The sequence below is a fragment of the Pseudomonas sp. SJZ078 genome (assembly GCF_007828255.1).
GTDB lineage: Bacteria > Pseudomonadota > Gammaproteobacteria > Pseudomonadales > Pseudomonadaceae > Aquipseudomonas.
Map to the genome: position 1 here is coordinate 63,172 of NZ_VIUG01000029.1, position 15,720 is coordinate 78,891.

Below are 15,720 nucleotides of genomic sequence, written 5' to 3' on the forward strand. Positions count from 1 at the left end.
AACAAGCAAACGCCCCGACTGGTTCGGGGCGTTTTGCTGTGTGGGGAAAATCCTTGCGTAGCTGGTTGCCTGGCCACAGGTGACGATGCTAGGTTTAGCCACCGCCCGTGTAGCTCAGTCGGTAGAGCAGCGCACTCGTAACGCGAAGGTCGCAGGTTCGATTCCTGTCTCGGGCACCACGCTTTCTTTATCTGCGCTCTTCGACTCCTGTTGTTGCACTGGCTTGCGTCTCTGCTAGGATTCCTTGCCTCAACGAAACAATTGCTCTGTTTTCAGATGATCCTCACGAATGGTTCTGAAGGCCAGGTAAACCGGGCAAGTCACGGTTTCCTGTGTCAGAGAGATCCTTGAATGATCCAGACCTATCCCCATTCCTCCGATCAGCGAGAACGACATGACGGCTAAAGAACTGACGCAAGAAGCCAGACACGAAGAAGCCCTGCGCAAATACGCCCTGGACACGCCTCAGTTACTGGAAGAAATCAGGAATCTGAGCGACGACGAACAGAGAGACCAGATCCAGTGGGCCTTCGAAGATGAGGCCGAAGCCCAGGGGCTGCAGCCTTGGGAGTTGACGCTCAAGTACACCAGCACACCTGAGGAATTCGAGGCGCAGCGCCTTGCCTTGCACAAGGAGGCTGCCGAGGTGTTGGGTGTGGATTGGGAGGAATACTGCGAGATGAATAATCTTGTAGTTTAAAAAAGCAGCCACAAGCTACAAGCTGCAAGACAGGCGTCGAACCGCTTGAAGCTTGCAGCTTGAAGCTCGCAACTGCCGCTCAGAGGCTCAGCCGCATCGACAGATCCACCGCCTTCACATCCTTGGTCATCGCTCCGATCGAGATGTAATCCACCCCGGTCTCGGCAATCGGTCGCAAGGTGTTTTCATTGATTCCGCCGCTGGCCTCCAGCTTCGCCTTGCCGCCGTTCAGGCGTACGGCTTCACGCATGTCGTCCAGGCTCAGTTCGTCGAGCATGATGATGTCGGCATTGGCCGCCAGGGCTTCTTTCAATTCCGCCAGACTTTCCACTTCGACTTCCACCGGTTTGCCCGGTGCGATCTTGTGGGCGGTCGCAATCGCCTGGGCGATCCCGCCGCAGGCGGCGATGTGGTTTTCCTTGATCAGGAAGGCATCGTACAGGCCGATGCGGTGGTTATGGCAACCGCCACAGGTCACGGCGTACTTCTGCGCCAGGCGCAGCCCGGGCAGGGTCTTGCGGGTGTCCAGCAGCTTGACCTGGGTGTCGGCGACAAAGTCGGCCAGGTAACGGGCACGGGTGGCGACGCCGGAAAGCATTTGCAGGAAGTTCAGCGCGCTGCGCTCGCCCGTGAGCAAGGAGCGGGCCGGGCCTTCTAGGTGGAACAGCACCTGGTCGGGGCTTGCCCGGTCGCCGTCGCGCACTTGCCAGTGGACCGCGACACGCGGGTCCAGTTGCCGGAACACGGCGTCGACCCAGGCCGTACCGCTGATGATCGCGGCTTCGCGGGTAATGATGATGGCCTTGGCCAGGCGTTCGGCGGGGATCAGTTGCGCGGTGATGTCGCCGCTGCCGATGTCTTCGAGCAATGCGCGACGCACATTGGCTTCGATTTCGGCGGTCAGGTCGGCGAGACGTAGGTTCGGCATAACGGGCTCCACAGGCAAAGTGGGCCGATTATAGGGCCAGTGTCCTGTGGCACAAACATTGTTCACCAGGACCTGCATTTGGTCGGCTCTTCGCAACGTTTTGCCGATTTCCCGGTCATCTATTGCGATGTATTTCAAGCTGGGTCACAGAGTCCTCTGGTGCGACGGGGTTCTTTTACCAGATAATCCGCCTTTCGATTGACGTCATGGCTTTGACGTTGCCAACCGAAGAACACCGTTTCAGGAGGCCAGGATGCATAACGACGGGAATGTAGTGCCTTTGCGCAAGGGTTCTACCGATCAGGCGAATCGCTCGCCACTCGCCCGTTTGCCTGTGATTCTGCTCCAGGTTCGCGACAAGGCTGCGCAACAGTTGCGCCTGGGTTTGCAGAGGCTGTTCGATAACGCTGACGATACGCTGTTCGAGATGGCCGACCGGGCGCGCAACGATGTCGAACAGAATCTGTTCTTCGAAGCCATGCGGGACCTGCGCCTGAAGCGAAAGAGCATCGAACGCGAATTCATCGAGCAGTTCTTCGAGGCGTTCGTCAGCCTCGCCCAGTACGACCTGACTCGCGCCTCCTTGAGCACCGTCGTCGCTCCGGGGGGGCCGGGCAAGTCGTCCCATGACGATCTGGAGCGCCATCTGGCCGTGGAGGCCATGGTCACCCGGGTGCTCAGTCGCGATGGGGCCTCCCTCGACCAATTGACGGCCCGGCTTAGCGTACTGCTGGCCCGGCCGATGGCGAGTTCCCAGAATCCCCTGAGCCCGGCGCTGTTGTGCCAGACCTTTCTGCAGGCCGGGCGCAACCTGGGGGTGGAGATCAAGGTCAAGCTGATCCTGCTCAAGCTGTTCGAGCGGTATGTGCTCAGCGAGTGCGACCAGTTCTATGCCGAGGCCAACCAGTTGCTGGCGGCCACGGGGATCCTGTCGGATCTCAAGATTTCGCCGTCCCGGCGTGCGTCGGATCGTGCCGACGATGCTCCGCGTTCCACGCCGGAGCGTGCGGCCAAGCCCCGGTCCGCCGAGGTCGATGACAGCGTGCAGGAAGTGTTTTCCGCCTTGCAGAAACTGGTGATGCAGGTGCGTGGCAGCGTGGCGCCGACCCTGGAGCCCAGCGCACCGGCGCAGCCCATCTCGACCCGTGACCTGTTGCGTCTGCTCTCCCATTTGCAGCAATACGTGCCGGCCCCCACGCTTCAGGACGAGTTCGATCTGCGCAGCCAGCTCGAACAACTGCTTACCCGGGTCAGCGTCAAGAGCGGCAAGTCGCGGGTGGTCGAAGGTGCCGACGAGGACGTGATCAACCTGATCGCGATGATGTTCGAGTTCATCCTCGACGACCACAACCTGCCGGACTCCCTCAAGGCGTTGATCGGCCGGCTGCAAATCCCGATGCTCAAGGTCGCGGTGCAGGACAAGAGTTTCTTCAGCCGCGGCAATCATCCCGCCCGCCGGCTGCTCAACGAAATTGCCGCCGCCGCCGTGGGCTGGGGCGATTGTGACGATCATCAGCGCGATAGCCTTTACCAGCGCATCGAACAGGTGGTGCAGCGGCTGTTGAACGACTTCGTCGATGACCCGGCGATTTTCTCTGAAGTACTGGCCGAATTCCTCGCCTTCACCAGTGATGAGCGGCGCCGCTGCGAGCTGCTCGAACAGCGGATCCGCGATGCCGAAGAAGGGCGGGCCAAGGCTGAGCTGGCGCGCCAGCGGGTCGAAGGTGCGTTGAATCAGGTCATGTTTGGCAAGGTGCTGCCCCAGGCCGTGGTGGAATTCGTGCAGCAGGCCTGGAGCCAGGTGCTGCTGCTCACCGGCTTCAAGCATGGCGAGCAGTCCGCCGAATGGCAGGCCGATGTCCTGACCCTGGAGCAACTGATCTGGAGTGTCCAGTATCACGATGAGCCAGATGCCGGCTTACGCTTGCTGGCCATGGTGCCGGAGCTGCTCAAGGCCTTGCGCGAAGGGTTGAGTCGTTCGGCATTCGACCCGTTCGCCACCAGCGAATTCTTCAGCGAACTGGAAGTCCTGCATGTGCAGGCTTTGCAGCGTATGGGCCAGGCCACGGATCAGGCCCAGTCGGCCGATGCGCCGGCAATGATCGAGGTACGGGAGAAAATAGTCCTGCGCCCCGCCTACAAAGCGCCTGCGGATACCGCGACGGTAAGCTTGCCGGCCGATGACGTGGGCCTGCTTCAGGTCGACCAGTTGCGCCTGGGCAGTTGGGTCGAGTTCCAGGAGGATGACGACAACAGCCTGCGTTGCAAGCTGGCGGCGATCATCCAGAGCACCGGCAAATATATCTTCGTCAACCGTACCGGCCTCAAGGTACAAGAGCACAGCCGCACCAGCCTGGCCCTGGAGTTTCGCCGGGGGGCAGCTCGGCTGTTGGACGATACCCTGCTGTTCGACCGGGCGCTGGAGTCCGTGCTCGGCAATCTGCGTCAACTCAATCGCGGCAAGTGATCGCACAGTCCGGGTCGATCGCGGCATACTGGCGGCATCGCCGTCGTCTCCGAAGGAACCTGTATGCAGCTGGACCCCGCGAGCGGTTGGTGCGATGGCGTGCGTCATTGCCCATCGCCCAATTTCAATGCGCGCCCCGAGGGCGAAATCTCCCTGCTGGTGATCCACAACATCAGCCTGCCGCCTGCCCAGTTCGCCACCGGTAAGGTGCAGGAATTCTTCCAGAATCGCCTGGATGTCACGGAACATCCCTACTTTGCCGGTATCGCCGACCTGCGTGTCTCTGCGCATTTTCTGATCGAGCGTGACGGTGCCGTCACCCAGTTTGTCTCTTGTCTGGAGCGTGCGTGGCATGCGGGCGTTTCGTGTTTCGAGGGGCGGGAAACCTGCAATGATTTTTCCATTGGCATCGAGCTCGAAGGAACCGATGACCTGCCGTTCACCGACGGGCAGTATGTCGCCCTGGTGGAATTGACGCGGCAATTGCAAGCGGCCTTCAAGGCGATCACCGTGCAACGCATCTGCGGGCACAGCGACATCGCTCCGGGGCGCAAGACCGATCCGGGACCGGCATTTGACTGGGGGCGCTATCGAGCGGCCCTGACAGAAGGGGAAGGACAATGAGTTTTCTGGTGTTGCTGCTGGCGGTCTGGATCGAGAAATTCTCGGCCTTGCGTCAGCGAGTCCAGCGCGACGGCGCGTGGCTGGGCGAGCTGAACCGGATCGAGGCGACCCCTCGCTGGGTCAATCGGCCCTGGCTGGTACTGCTGGCCATGGTCCTGTTGCCCGTGGCGCTACTGGCGCTGTTGTTGTGGGTACTTGAGCCGCTGGCCTATGGATTGCTGGTGCTGCCGGTTCACTTGCTGGTGGTGATTTACAGCCTGGGGCGTGGGGATCTGTTGGCCGAGCTGGGACCTTTTCGCGATGCGTGGCGTCGCGAAGACCTGCAGGCGGCTATCCATGTGGCCAAGCGGGACTTGGGTATCGAAGCCGACAATGGCGAGCAATTGCTGGAACGGGTCCAGGGCCATCTGCTGTGGCAGGCCTACCAGAGCTTTTTCGCCGTGATCTTCTGGTATTTCCTGCTGGGCCCGGTGGCGGCCCTGAGTTATCGCCTGCTGGCGCTGGCCGCCGAGCATAGCCGGAACCCTGGCGTGGCCGAGCGGGCAGCGCAACTGCGCCATGCCTTCGACTGGGTGCCGGTGCGGCTGCTGGCGGCGAGTTTCGCCCTGGTGGGCAACTTCGTGGCGGTCAGCCGGGTGATGCTGCATGAACTGCTGAACTGGAACATCAGCGCCGCTCAACTGGTCGACAAGGTCGGCCTGGTGGCCGGCGAAATTCCTGAGCCCGTGGCCGGGCCGGACGGCATCAACAGCCTCGATCGGCTGTGGGAATTGCTGTTGCGGGCGGCCGTGCTCTGGTATGCCGGGTTTGCGCTATGGACGGTGTTGGCCTGAGGAAACAAACACATTCCTGTTTGGCCCGGGACATGGTGACCCCTCGCCACAGGAATGGGTCGGGCTGACTCGTTAACCTTAAGTTACAAATCTCCTCTCCGATTTAGGCTATACAGGGACAGCGCCCAATAGTGGCTTTCTGCTGTCTCTGTGCGCATGTCCCATAACAATAAAAACACTACCGGGAGGCTTCCTTGTGAAGAGTTTGCTCTGGCCCGCCGTCGCCCTGATGAACCGCCTGAGTTTCGGCATGAAATTCAGCCTGATCAGCGTGTTGTTTCTGCTGCCGATGCTGGTGACCAACTTCTTTCTGGTACGCGATTCCTACCGTGAGTTCCAGGGAACGCAAGTGGAGCTGCAAAGCCTCGACCTGCTGGGCAGCAGCCTGACCCTGCGTCGCGACCTGGAAACCCTGAACAACCTGGTGCAGATCAACGCCAGCCTGGGCCAGTCCGGTAAGGCCGGGGATGTGGACGCGAAAATAGCCACCTTCGAGCAACAGATCCTCACGCGTCTGCAGGGCATGACCGCCATGGCCGTGGAGTCCGATCAGGCGAGTCTTTTCGAGGCCAAGCGCGACGAGATAATCGCCGGGTTCAAGGTCCAACAGGCGGAAAACTCCTTGCAGAGCAAAAGTGCGCTGATCGGCAAGCTGCTTAACAGCTCGCAGATATTCAGCCAGATCATCGCCAGCCAGGCAGGATTGAGTCGTGACAACCAGAGCGATATTCGTCAGCTCGGCGAACTGATTACCGGCGTCACCCCCAATGTCACCCAGATCCTGGGCGAGGGGCGTGCGCTGGGCGCGTCGGCCTTGGGTCTGGGTTTTCTCAATTCCGCCTCCAGCACCCGGTTCGATGAGCTGCTGGTGCAGATCGAAAAAGTCCAGGGTGAATATGGCTTGAAGCTGCAAGACGCGTTGACCTCCAGCCCTGCGGCGGGACAAGCCCTCGCCGGCCCGGCTGACACGAGCAAGGCCACCTTGAAGAAGGCCGCTGAACTGATCGAAGAACAGGTGGTGATGGCCGACGCCCTCGACGCGCCCTGGCCGGCATTTTTTGGTCAGGTCAGCAGCCTGATGGAGCAGACGTACCGGCTGGACGATGCAGCGCTGGGTTTCCTCGGTGTCCAGTTGCAGCATCGCCTGGAGCAGAACCGCAGCCACATGGTGCTGCAAGCTGTGGCGTTGGTGGTGGTGTTCCTGCTGATTTTCTATCTGTATGCCGGCTTCTACGCTTCGACCCGCGCCACCCTCCACTACCTGGGCCGGATGATGGATAAAGTGGCGGCAGGGGACATGACGGTTAATTTCGTGGCCCGCAGCCAGGACGAACTGGGCGAGTTGGGTGAGGTGTTCAACGGCACGGTGGCGAAGATCCACGACCTGATCGAACGGGTGGGGCAGACCGTCGTCGAGGTGGAACGTCAGGCCGGGCAGGTGGAGTCGGTATCGGCTCAAAGCAATCTGGCGGTGGCGGGGCAGCGCAACCAGATCGAACTGGTTGCCACGGCGATGAACCAGATGTCAGCCACGGCCCAGGAGGTGGCCCGCAGTGCCGCCGCGGCGGTCAGCAGCGCTCACAGTGTGAACGACGAAACACTCAATGGGCGTGGGCTGGTGGAGTCCCAGCAGGGCAGCATCGCCCGCCTGGCCAGCGAGATTGATCAATCGGTGCAGGTGATCAATCAGTTGGCGACCGACAGCCAGGCTATCAGCCGGGTGCTGGACGTGATCAAGAGCATCGCCGAGCAGACCAACCTATTGGCCCTCAACGCCGCGATCGAGGCGGCTCGGGCCGGTGAACAGGGACGCGGCTTCGCGGTGGTGGCCGATGAAGTGCGGACCCTGGCCAAGCGGACCCAGCAATCGACTGAAGAGATCGAGGCGATGATCAGCCGTCTGCACGGTGGCGTGGGCGCAGCCGTCAAGGCCATGGGCACCAGTCATGAAATGGCCAATGGCACGGTCGGTCAGTCGGAGAAGGTCCAGCAGGCGTTGGAGAACATCCTCGGTGCGGTTGGCATGATCGTCGACCAGAACCAGCAGATCGCGGCCGCTGTCGAGCAGCAGACGGCGGTGGCACATGATATCGATCAGAACATTGTCGAGATCAACCGTGCGGGTGAGCGCACGGCCGAAGGGGCGCACCAGACCGAGGATGCCAGCCGTGAATTGTCTGCGCAGGTGGGGCAGCTCAAGTTGTTGATCAATGCGTTTCGGGTGTGATGATCGCTGCAGAACTCTTGTGGGAGCGAGCCTGCTCGCGATGGCGGAGTGTCAGACGACTCATGTGTTGGGTGATACACCGCTATCGCGAGCAAGCTCGCTCCCACAGGTGTTTTACCAACCGAACAATTGGCGGGCGTTGGCTGTGCTGGCCTCGGCCAGTTGTTCCGGGCTGATTGCCATGATCCCGGCCAGGGCCTCGCAAATCGTCGGCAGGTGCGCCGGGCTGTTGCGTTGGCCGGGGAACATCGCCGGGGCCATGTCCGGGGAGTCGGTTTCCAGTACAACCGCATCCAGCGGCAGTTTCGCCAGGACCCGGTGCATGCGCAGGGCCTGGGGCCAGGTGGCGGCGCCGCCGAGGCCGAGTTTGTAGCCGAGCTTGATGTACTCGCGGGCCTCTTCGAAACTGCCGGCGAAGGCGTGGATGATCCCCGCGCGTTTCAGAGCAAGGCGTTTGAGGGTGGCGATCACCGCTGCGTGGCTGCGACGCACGTGGATGAGGGCGGGCAGTTCGAACTCCGCCGCCAGTTGCAGTTGCGCTTCGAACAGCGTCTGCTGGCGCTCACGGTCCAGGCTCTCGATGTAATAATCCAGGCCGATTTCCCCCACCGCGCACAATTGCCGATGCCCGGCCAGGCGGGCCAGCCAGTCGCGCAGGTGCGCCATGTCGTCAGGGCGATGCTGGTCGAGGTACACCGGGTGCAGGCCCAGCGCGGCGTGCAGGTCCGGGTCGCTTTGTACCAGGTCCCAGACTCGCTGCCAGTTGTCGCGATACACCCCCAGCACCACCATCTGCCGGACGCCTAAGGCGCGGCTCGCGGCCAGTAACGCCGGACGATCCGCGTCGAAATCGGGAAAGTCCAGGTGAGTGTGGGTGTCGATCAGCTCCACGATTCAGTCCCGGTGGATACGCTGCTTGAAGGTCCGCGCAATGGCCTGCACGCCAGGCTGGTAGTCGTCGTTTTCGATGGCTGCCAGGGCCAGCTCCAGCGCCTTGTCGGCGATCAGCTGATGTTGCTGGGACATGGCATTGACCGGCAATGGCAGGAAATCCAGCAATTGCGTGTCACCGAAGGTGCCCAGGCGCAGCGGGCGCGACTTGAGCGGGAAGTCGTGCAAGGCGTCGAACACCCCTTGCAGCAGCACGTAGGAGGTGGTGATCAGCGCATCGGGCAAATGCCCCAGGCGCATCAACAAATCGTCCATCAACTGGCGGCCGCATTCACGGCTGAACGATTCGCCGTGCTCGACCAGCACCTGGCCTTCGAATCCGCTGAGTGCTTCGCGAAAGCCCGCGGCCCGCTCCTGGCTGATACTCAGTTCGGGACGCGCGCCGACCAGCACGATCTGTCGGGGTTGCGTCTCCAGCAGGCTGCGGGTCAGTTGCAGGCTGGCCTGGCGGTCGTCACTGATCACCGAGCAAAAGTGCTCAGGCTCCATCACCCGGTCGATGGCGATGATAGGAATGCCCTTGGCCTGGAGCTGGCGGTAGCTGTCATCTCCGGCCGGCAGGCAACTGGCGACGATCAGCGCGTCACAGCGCCGGGCGCGGAACAGTTGCAACAGTTGTCGCTCACTTTCTGGCGCGTCATCGGAACTGGCGATCAGCAACTGGTAGCCCTGCGCCCGGGCGCCCTGTTCCAGCAGCTTGGCGATGCGGGCGTAACTGGGGTTTTCCAGATCCGGCAGGATGAAGCCCAGGGTGCGGGTATGCCGACTGCGCAATCCGGCGGCCTGGGGGTTAGGCGTGAAGCCATGCTCTTCGACCACCGCACGTACCCGTTCGACGGTCGCGTTGCTGATGCGTTGCTGTTCGGCCTTGCCGTTGATGACATAGCTGGCGGTGGTGACGGACACACCGGCCAGTTGGGCGATATCACTGAGTTTCAACCCGTTTTTCCTTGTTTTTTCGAGTTTGCCCGACACTGAGCGTCCATCCTAACCGATTCGACGCGACGGTCGTGGTCCAAACACTGGCGACAAGTTGCACTTCAAGGATGTGAGATTATCGAGTAACGTGCCAATCTTTCTAGATTAAACGTTTCAGCAAGCGTATTTTCAAGGTTAGCAGGATTTTTTGGCCGCACTGCCGCGATACCGCCAAAAGCCGTCCTGTAACGCTAAGCTCATTCAAAACAATACCTGGCGCCAACCCGACGCCAAAAAGGAGAAAGCATGCTCGAGCTCAATCCAGAGCAGATATCCATGGCCCAGACCGCCGTGGATAAAGCCGCCGCGCTGCAATTGCTCGCTGACAAACTGGTGGCCGATGGCTTGGTGGCTGAAGGTTATCTCGCCGGCTTGCAAGCCCGCGAAGCCCAGGGTTCGACTTTTCTTGGCCAAGGTATCGCCATCCCCCACGGTACGCCGCAAACCCGCGACCTGGTGCATTCCACCGGCGTGCGCCTGCTGCAGTTCCCCGAAGGGGTGGACTGGGGCGATGGCCAGATCGTCTACCTGGCGATCGGGATCGCGGCCAAGTCCGATGAACACTTGCGCCTGCTGCAGCTGCTGACCCGCGCCCTCGGTGAGACCGACCTGGGCCAGGCGCTGCGGCGTGCCGGCTCCGCCGAAGCCTTGCTGAAGTTGCTGCAAGGTGCGCCGCAGGAGCTGGCCCTGGATGCGCAAATGATCGGGCTCGGTGTGTCGGCCGACGATTTCGAGGAATTGGTGTGGCGTGGCGCCCGTTTGCTGCGCCAGGCCGATTGCGTGAGTAACGGTTTTGCCGGGGTGTTGCAGCAGGTCGATGCGCTGCCCCTGGGCGATGGCCTGTGGTGGCTGCACAGCGAGCAGACCGTCAAGCGCCCAGGCCTGGCCTTCGTGACACCGGACAAACCCATCCGTTATCTGGGACAACCCTTGAGCGGCCTGTTCTGCCTCGCCAGTCTCGGCGAAGCTCACCAGGCGTTGCTCGAGCGTCTCTGCGCGTTGCTGATCGAAGGTCGCGGCCACGAGCTGGGCCGTGCCACCAGCAGCCGCAAGGTGCTGGAAGTGCTCGGTGGCGAACTGCCCGCCGACTGGCCCAGCGCTCGAATCGGCCTGGCCAACGCCCATGGCTTGCACGCGCGCCCGGCGAAGGTTCTTGCGCAACTGGCGAAAAGCTTCGAAGGCGAGATCCGCGTGCGCATCGTCGACGGCCAGGACAGCGCCGTATCGGTCAAGAGCCTGAGCAAGTTGTTGAGCCTGGGCGCCCGTCGTGGCCAGGTCCTGGAATTCATCGCTGAACCGAGCATTGCTGCCGATGCGCTGCCGGCATTGCTGGAGGCCATCGAAGAAGGCCTGGGCGAGGAAGTCGAACCGCTGCCGCCGCCGAGTGCGCCGCAGGAAATCCCGATGGCCGAAGTCGCCACCGTGATGCTGGCCCCCGAATCCGGCAGCCTGATCCAGGCGGTGCCTGCCGCGCCGGGTATTGCCATTGGCCCGGCTCATATCCAGGTCCTGCAAGCCATCGACTATCCGCTGCGCGGCGAGTCGGCCGCCATCGAGCGCGAGCGCCTGCAAAACGCCTTGAATCAGGTGCGTCGCGATATCGAAGGCCTGATCGAGCGCGCCAAGGCCAAGGCCATCCGCGAAATCTTCGTGACCCACCAGGAAATGCTCGACGACCCGGAACTGACCGACGAAGTCGACACCCGTCTGAAGCTCGGTGAAAGTGCGCAAGCGGCGTGGATGGGTGTGATTGAAGCCGCGGCGAAAGAACAGGAAGCCTTGCAGGACGCGCTGCTCGCCGAGCGTGCTGCCGACCTGCGGGACGTCGGCCGGCGTGTGCTGGCGCAGTTATGTGGCGTCGAAACCCCGAACGAACCCGAGCAACCGTACATCCTGGTGATGGACGAGGTCGGTCCGTCCGACGTGGCGCGTCTGGACCCGAGCCGTGTGGCGGGGATTCTCACCGCACGTGGCGGCGCCACCGCCCACAGCGCGATTGTCGCCCGGGCCCTGGGCATTCCGGCGCTGGTGGGGGCGGGGGCTTCGGTGTTGCTGCTGGCCCCGGGCACCTCATTGTTGCTGGACGGCCAGCGCGGCCGCCTGCATGTGGACCCTGATGCCGCCACCCTGCAACGCGCCATCGAGGAGCGTGATACCCGTGAGCAGCGCCTCAAGGCCGCCGCCGAACAGCGCCACCAACCCGCGCTGACCCGCGATGGCCACCCGGTGGAAGTATTCGCCAACATCGGTGAAAGCGCCGGTGTCGCCAGCGCGGTGGAGCAGGGGGCCGAAGGCATCGGCCTGTTGCGCACCGAACTGATTTTCATGGCCCACACCCAGGCACCGGACGAAGCGACCCAGGAAGCCGAATACCGCAAGGTGCTCGATGGCCTGGCCGGCCGGCCGCTGGTGGTGCGCACGCTGGATGTCGGCGGCGACAAACCGCTGCCGTACTGGCCGATCGCGAAAGAAGAAAACCCGTTCCTCGGCGTGCGTGGCATCCGCCTGACCTTGCAGCGCCCACAGATCATGGAGGCGCAACTGCGGGCCTTGTTGCGCTCGGCGGACAATCGTCCGTTGCGGATCATGTTTCCGATGGTGGGCAGCGTCGAAGAATGGCGCCAGGCCCGGGACATGACCGAGCGCCTGCGCCGGGAAATCCCGGTGGCGGACCTGCAACTTGGGATCATGATCGAAGTGCCGTCCGCCGCATTGCTGGCGCCGGTGCTCGCCAAGGAGGTCGACTTCTTCAGCGTGGGCACCAACGACCTGACCCAGTACACCCTGGCCATCGACCGCGGTCACCCGAGTCTTTCGGCCCAGGCCGACGGCTTACACCCTGCGGTGCTGCAACTGATCGACATCACCGTGCGCGCTGCTCATGCCCATGGCAAATGGGTCGGCGTGTGCGGCGAACTGGCAGCCGACCCGCTGGCGGTGCCGGTCCTGGTGGGCCTGGGGGTGGATGAACTGAGTGTGTCGGCCCGCAGCATTGCCGAGGTCAAGGCGCGAGTACGCGAACTGAGCCTCGAACAGGCACAAACCCTGGCCTGCGAAGCGTTGGCCGTGGGCAGCGCCAATGATGTGCGCGCATTAGTGGAGGCGCTGTAAATGGCGAAGATTCTTACCCTGACCCTCAACCCGGCGCTCGACCTCACGGTGGAACTGGCGCGCCTGGAACCGGGCCAGGTCAACCGCAGCGATGCCATGCACAGCCACGCCGCAGGCAAAGGTGTGAACGTGGCGCAGGTGCTGGCCGACCTGGGACATACGCTGACTGTCAGCGGCTTTCTGGGTGAAGACAACGCCCAGGCGTTCGAGACGTTGTTCGCTCAGCGCGGGTTTGTCGACGCCTTTATCCGTGTGCCCGGGGAAACCCGCAGCAACATCAAGCTGGCCGAGCAGGATGGACGCATCACCGACCTCAACGGACCCGGGCCGAGGGTCGATGACGCGGCGCAGCAGGCGTTGCTGGCGCGTCTGGAGCAGATCGCTCCCGAGCACGATGCCGTGGTGGTGGCGGGCAGCTTGCCCCGGGGTGTCAACCCGCAATGGTTGCAGGCATTGATCACGCGTCTGAAAACCCTCGGTCTGAAAGTGGCCCTCGACACCAGCGGCGAAGCCTTGCGCGTCGCGCTGGCGGCCGGGCCGTGGCTGATCAAGCCGAACACCGAGGAACTGGCCGATGCATTGGGTTGCGATGTGGTGGCCGAACAGGCCCAGGCCCAAGCGGCGCAACGCCTGCACGCCCAGGGTGTCGAGCATGTGGTGATATCCCACGGCGCCGACGGTGTGAATTGGTTCAGTGTCGGTTCGGCGCTGCACGCTTCGCCCCCCAAGGTCACGGTCGCCAGTACCGTGGGCGCCGGGGATTCGCTGCTGGCGGGCATGCTGCACGGCCTGCTCGGTGCGCACGCCCCGGAACAGACCCTGCGCACCGCCACGGCCATCGCCGCAATGGCGGTCACCCAGATCGGTTTCGGCATCCATGACACCGCGCTGCTGGCGTCGCTTGAACAGGGCGTGCGCGTGCGCCCCCTGACAGAACAATAAGAGGGTTCGCGAGAATGAAATTAGCCATTGTGACGGCCTGCCCGAACGGCATGGTCACCAGTGTGTTGTGCGCCCGCCTGCTGGACGCGGCGGCCCAGCGCCAGGGATGGAGCACCAGCGTCGAAGTCCATGACGCGGCCCATCCGGAGCGCCAGTTGTCGGCGGCTACCCTTGAAGCCGCCGAGTGGGTGTTGCTGGTCGCCAGCGGCCCGGTGGACCTGTCGCGGTTCGTGGGTAAGCGGGTATTCCGCAGCACACCGGCCCTGGCCCTGCAGGATGTCGACTCGGTGCTGCGCCGTGGCGCCGAAGAGGCGGCGGTGCTGCTCGAGTCGGATGTCCGGCAGGAAGCCGCCGTTGCTGTGCAATCGTCCGCGGCTGCGAGTGAACGTGCACCGCGCCTGGTTGCCATCACCGCGTGCCCGACGGGCGTGGCCCATACCTTCATGGCCGCCGAGGCATTGCAACAAGCCGCGACGCGATTGGGCTACGACCTGCAGATCGAAACCCAGGGCTCGGTGGGCGCGCGAAATCCGTTGAGCCCCCAGGCCATCGCCGATGCGGACGTGGTGCTGCTGGCGACCGACATCGAAGTCGCCACCGAGCGTTTTGCCGGCAAGAAGATCTACCGCTGCGGCACGGGCATCGCCTTGAAGCAAGCGGAGGCGACGCTGAAAAAAGCCTTGGCCGAAGGGCAGCAGGAAACGGCGTCCAGCAGCAGTGCGGGGCCGGCCAAGGCGGAGAAGACCGGCGTCTACAAGCATCTGTTGACTGGTGTGTCGTTCATGCTGCCGATGGTAGTGGCTGGTGGGTTGCTGATCGCGTTGTCGTTCGTGTTCGGCATCACCGCGTTCAAGGAGCCGGGCACGCTGGCGGCCGCGCTGATGCAGATCGGCGGCGACAGCGCGTTCAAATTGATGGTGCCGTTGCTGGCCGGTTACATCGCCTATTCCATCGCCGACCGTCCGGGCCTCGCGCCGGGGATGATCGGCGGGATGCTGGCGAGTACCCTGGGCGCCGGGTTCATCGGCGGGATCATCGCCGGCTTCCTGGCCGGTTACGCGGCCAAGGCGATCAACCGTTACGCACGTCTGCCCCAAAGCCTGGAAGCACTCAAGCCGATCCTGATCATCCCGCTGCTGGCGAGCCTGTTTACCGGGCTGGTGATGATCTACGTGGTGGGCAAGCCGGTGGCGGGCATGCTCGAAGGCCTGACCCATTTCCTCGACAGCATGGGCACCACCAATGCGATTCTGTTGGGCGTGCTGCTGGGAGCGATGATGTGCGTCGACCTCGGTGGCCCCATCAACAAGGCTGCCTACGCGTTTTCGGTGGGGCTGCTGGCGTCGCAGAGTTATGCGCCGATGGCCGCGACCATGGCCGCCGGCATGGTGCCGCCGATCGGCCTGGGCATCGCCACCTTCATTGCCCGGCGCAAGTTTGCCCAGACCGAGCGCGAGGCCGGTAAGGCGGCGTTGGTGCTGGGGCTGTGCTTCATTTCCGAAGGCGCGATTCCGTTCGCGGCGAAGGATCCGTTGCGGGTGATCCCGGCCAGCATCGCCGGTGGTGCGCTGACCGGTGCGCTGTCGATGTACTTTGGCTGCAAGCTCATGGCCCCCCATGGCGGGCTGTTCGTGATGCTGATCCCCAACGCTATCAACCATGCGTTGCTGTACTTGCTGGCGATTGTGGCAGGCAGCCTGCTGACGGCGGTGGCGTATGCGCTGCTCAAGCGGCCGGAGGAAGTCGAGATGGCGCTGGAGCCTGCCAAGGCCTGATTACTTTCTGGGGCCATGATAGACCCTGTGGGAGCGGGCTTGCTCGCGAATGCGCTGGGCCAGTCGACGAAAAGGTTGCCTGACATTCCGCCTTCGCGAGCAAGCCCGCTTGTGTCTTGCTCTGCGATTAAACTGATGGTGAGAGCGGTGAGTGGCAAGCTGAATGCCCGGAGTGCTTAAAGCA

11 protein-coding genes and 1 tRNA gene are annotated in these 15,720 nt (G+C 63.0%); 9 read left to right on the forward strand and 3 right to left on the reverse strand.

Annotated elements, in window-relative coordinates:
• The first annotated feature begins 103 nt into the window (after nucleotides 1–103).
• Nucleotides 104–179: transfer RNA gene (locus FBY02_RS21985), tRNA-Thr, on the forward strand.
• A gap of 215 nt (nucleotides 180–394) precedes the next feature.
• Nucleotides 395–700, forward strand: coding sequence for a DUF6388 family protein (locus FBY02_RS21990; RefSeq protein WP_144930240.1), 306 nt, complete (start codon nucleotides 395–397; stop codon nucleotides 698–700).
• Between the two features lie 79 nt (nucleotides 701–779).
• Here FBY02_RS21990 and nadC read toward each other — a convergent pair whose 3' ends face one another.
• On the reverse strand, nucleotides 780–1,628 hold the full coding sequence (gene nadC, locus FBY02_RS21995; RefSeq protein ID WP_144930241.1) for a carboxylating nicotinate-nucleotide diphosphorylase: 849 nt from the start codon (nucleotides 1,626–1,628) through the stop codon (nucleotides 780–782).
• Nucleotides 1,629–1,881: 253 nt separating this feature from the next.
• Between nadC and FBY02_RS22000 the strand changes: the two genes are divergently transcribed.
• The 4 genes from FBY02_RS22000 to FBY02_RS28855 all read left to right on the forward strand — a co-directional run bounded on the left by FBY02_RS22000 (nucleotide 1,882) and on the right by FBY02_RS28855 (nucleotide 7,779).
• Nucleotides 1,882–4,095 (forward strand): DUF1631 domain-containing protein, encoded by a 2,214-nt coding sequence (locus FBY02_RS22000; RefSeq protein WP_144930242.1) that lies wholly within the window; start codon nucleotides 1,882–1,884, stop codon nucleotides 4,093–4,095.
• 63 nt (nucleotides 4,096–4,158) lie between these two features.
• A complete protein-coding gene (gene ampD / locus FBY02_RS22005) occupies nucleotides 4,159–4,719 on the forward strand; it encodes a 1,6-anhydro-N-acetylmuramyl-L-alanine amidase AmpD (protein WP_144930243.1) in 561 nt (186 codons plus the stop codon).
• Nucleotides 4,716–5,552, forward strand: a complete 837-nt coding sequence (gene ampE, locus FBY02_RS22010; RefSeq protein ID WP_144930244.1) for a regulatory signaling modulator protein AmpE — start codon at nucleotides 4,716–4,718, stop codon at nucleotides 5,550–5,552. The genes ampD and ampE overlap by 4 nt, the downstream gene beginning before the upstream one ends.
• Nucleotides 5,553–7,074: 1,522 nt before the next feature.
• The gene (locus FBY02_RS28855; RefSeq protein ID WP_371921433.1) at nucleotides 7,075–7,779 is read left to right on the forward strand and encodes a methyl-accepting chemotaxis protein; all 705 of its coding nucleotides are present in this window, start codon (nucleotides 7,075–7,077) and stop codon (nucleotides 7,777–7,779) included.
• 114 nt (nucleotides 7,780–7,893) lie between these two features.
• Here the strand turns inward: FBY02_RS28855 and FBY02_RS22020 are convergent, their stop codons facing one another.
• Nucleotides 7,894–8,670 (reverse strand): TatD family hydrolase, encoded by a 777-nt coding sequence (locus FBY02_RS22020; protein ID WP_144930246.1) that lies wholly within the window; start codon nucleotides 8,668–8,670, stop codon nucleotides 7,894–7,896.
• A 3-nt stretch (nucleotides 8,671–8,673) separates the two neighbouring features.
• Nucleotides 8,674–9,669, reverse strand: a complete 996-nt coding sequence (gene cra, locus FBY02_RS22025; protein WP_144930247.1) for a catabolite repressor/activator — start codon at nucleotides 9,667–9,669, stop codon at nucleotides 8,674–8,676.
• A 285-nt stretch (nucleotides 9,670–9,954) separates the two neighbouring features.
• Between cra and ptsP the strand changes: the two genes are divergently transcribed.
• Genes ptsP through FBY02_RS22040 form a run of 3 tightly spaced genes read left to right on the forward strand, consistent with a single transcriptional unit; the run spans nucleotide 9,955 to nucleotide 15,536 of the window.
• Complete coding sequence (gene ptsP / locus FBY02_RS22030; protein WP_144930248.1) at nucleotides 9,955–12,819, forward strand: phosphoenolpyruvate--protein phosphotransferase; 2,865 nt, start codon at nucleotides 9,955–9,957, stop codon at nucleotides 12,817–12,819.
• On the forward strand, nucleotides 12,820–13,761 hold the full coding sequence (gene pfkB / locus FBY02_RS22035; RefSeq protein WP_144930249.1) for a 1-phosphofructokinase: 942 nt from the start codon (nucleotides 12,820–12,822) through the stop codon (nucleotides 13,759–13,761).
• Nucleotides 13,762–13,775: 14 nt separating this feature from the next.
• Complete coding sequence (locus tag FBY02_RS22040; protein ID WP_144930250.1) at nucleotides 13,776–15,536, forward strand: PTS fructose-like transporter subunit IIB; 1,761 nt, start codon at nucleotides 13,776–13,778, stop codon at nucleotides 15,534–15,536.
• The last annotated feature ends 184 nt before the right edge of the window (nucleotides 15,537–15,720 follow it).

Bases quoted from the DNA above. Each gene is read 5' to 3' on its own strand.
- ptsP (WP_144930248.1), top strand. From the start codon at position 9,955: ATGCTCGAGCTCAATCCAGAGCAGATATCCATGGCCCAGACCGCCGTG.
- FBY02_RS22040 (WP_144930250.1), top strand. From the start codon at position 13,776: ATGAAATTAGCCATTGTGACGGCCTGCCCGAACGGCATGGTCACCAGT.
- nadC (WP_144930241.1), bottom strand. From the start codon at position 1,628: ATGCCGAACCTACGTCTCGCCGACCTGACCGCCGAAATCGAAGCCAAT.
- FBY02_RS21990 (WP_144930240.1), top strand. From the start codon at position 395: ATGACGGCTAAAGAACTGACGCAAGAAGCCAGACACGAAGAAGCCCTG.
- ampE (WP_144930244.1), top strand. From the start codon at position 4,716: ATGAGTTTTCTGGTGTTGCTGCTGGCGGTCTGGATCGAGAAATTCTCG.
- pfkB (WP_144930249.1), top strand. From the start codon at position 12,820: ATGGCGAAGATTCTTACCCTGACCCTCAACCCGGCGCTCGACCTCACG.
- FBY02_RS28855 (WP_371921433.1), top strand. From the start codon at position 7,075: ATGTCAGCCACGGCCCAGGAGGTGGCCCGCAGTGCCGCCGCGGCGGTC.
- ampD (WP_144930243.1), top strand. From the start codon at position 4,159: ATGCAGCTGGACCCCGCGAGCGGTTGGTGCGATGGCGTGCGTCATTGC.
- FBY02_RS22000 (WP_144930242.1), top strand. From the start codon at position 1,882: ATGCATAACGACGGGAATGTAGTGCCTTTGCGCAAGGGTTCTACCGAT.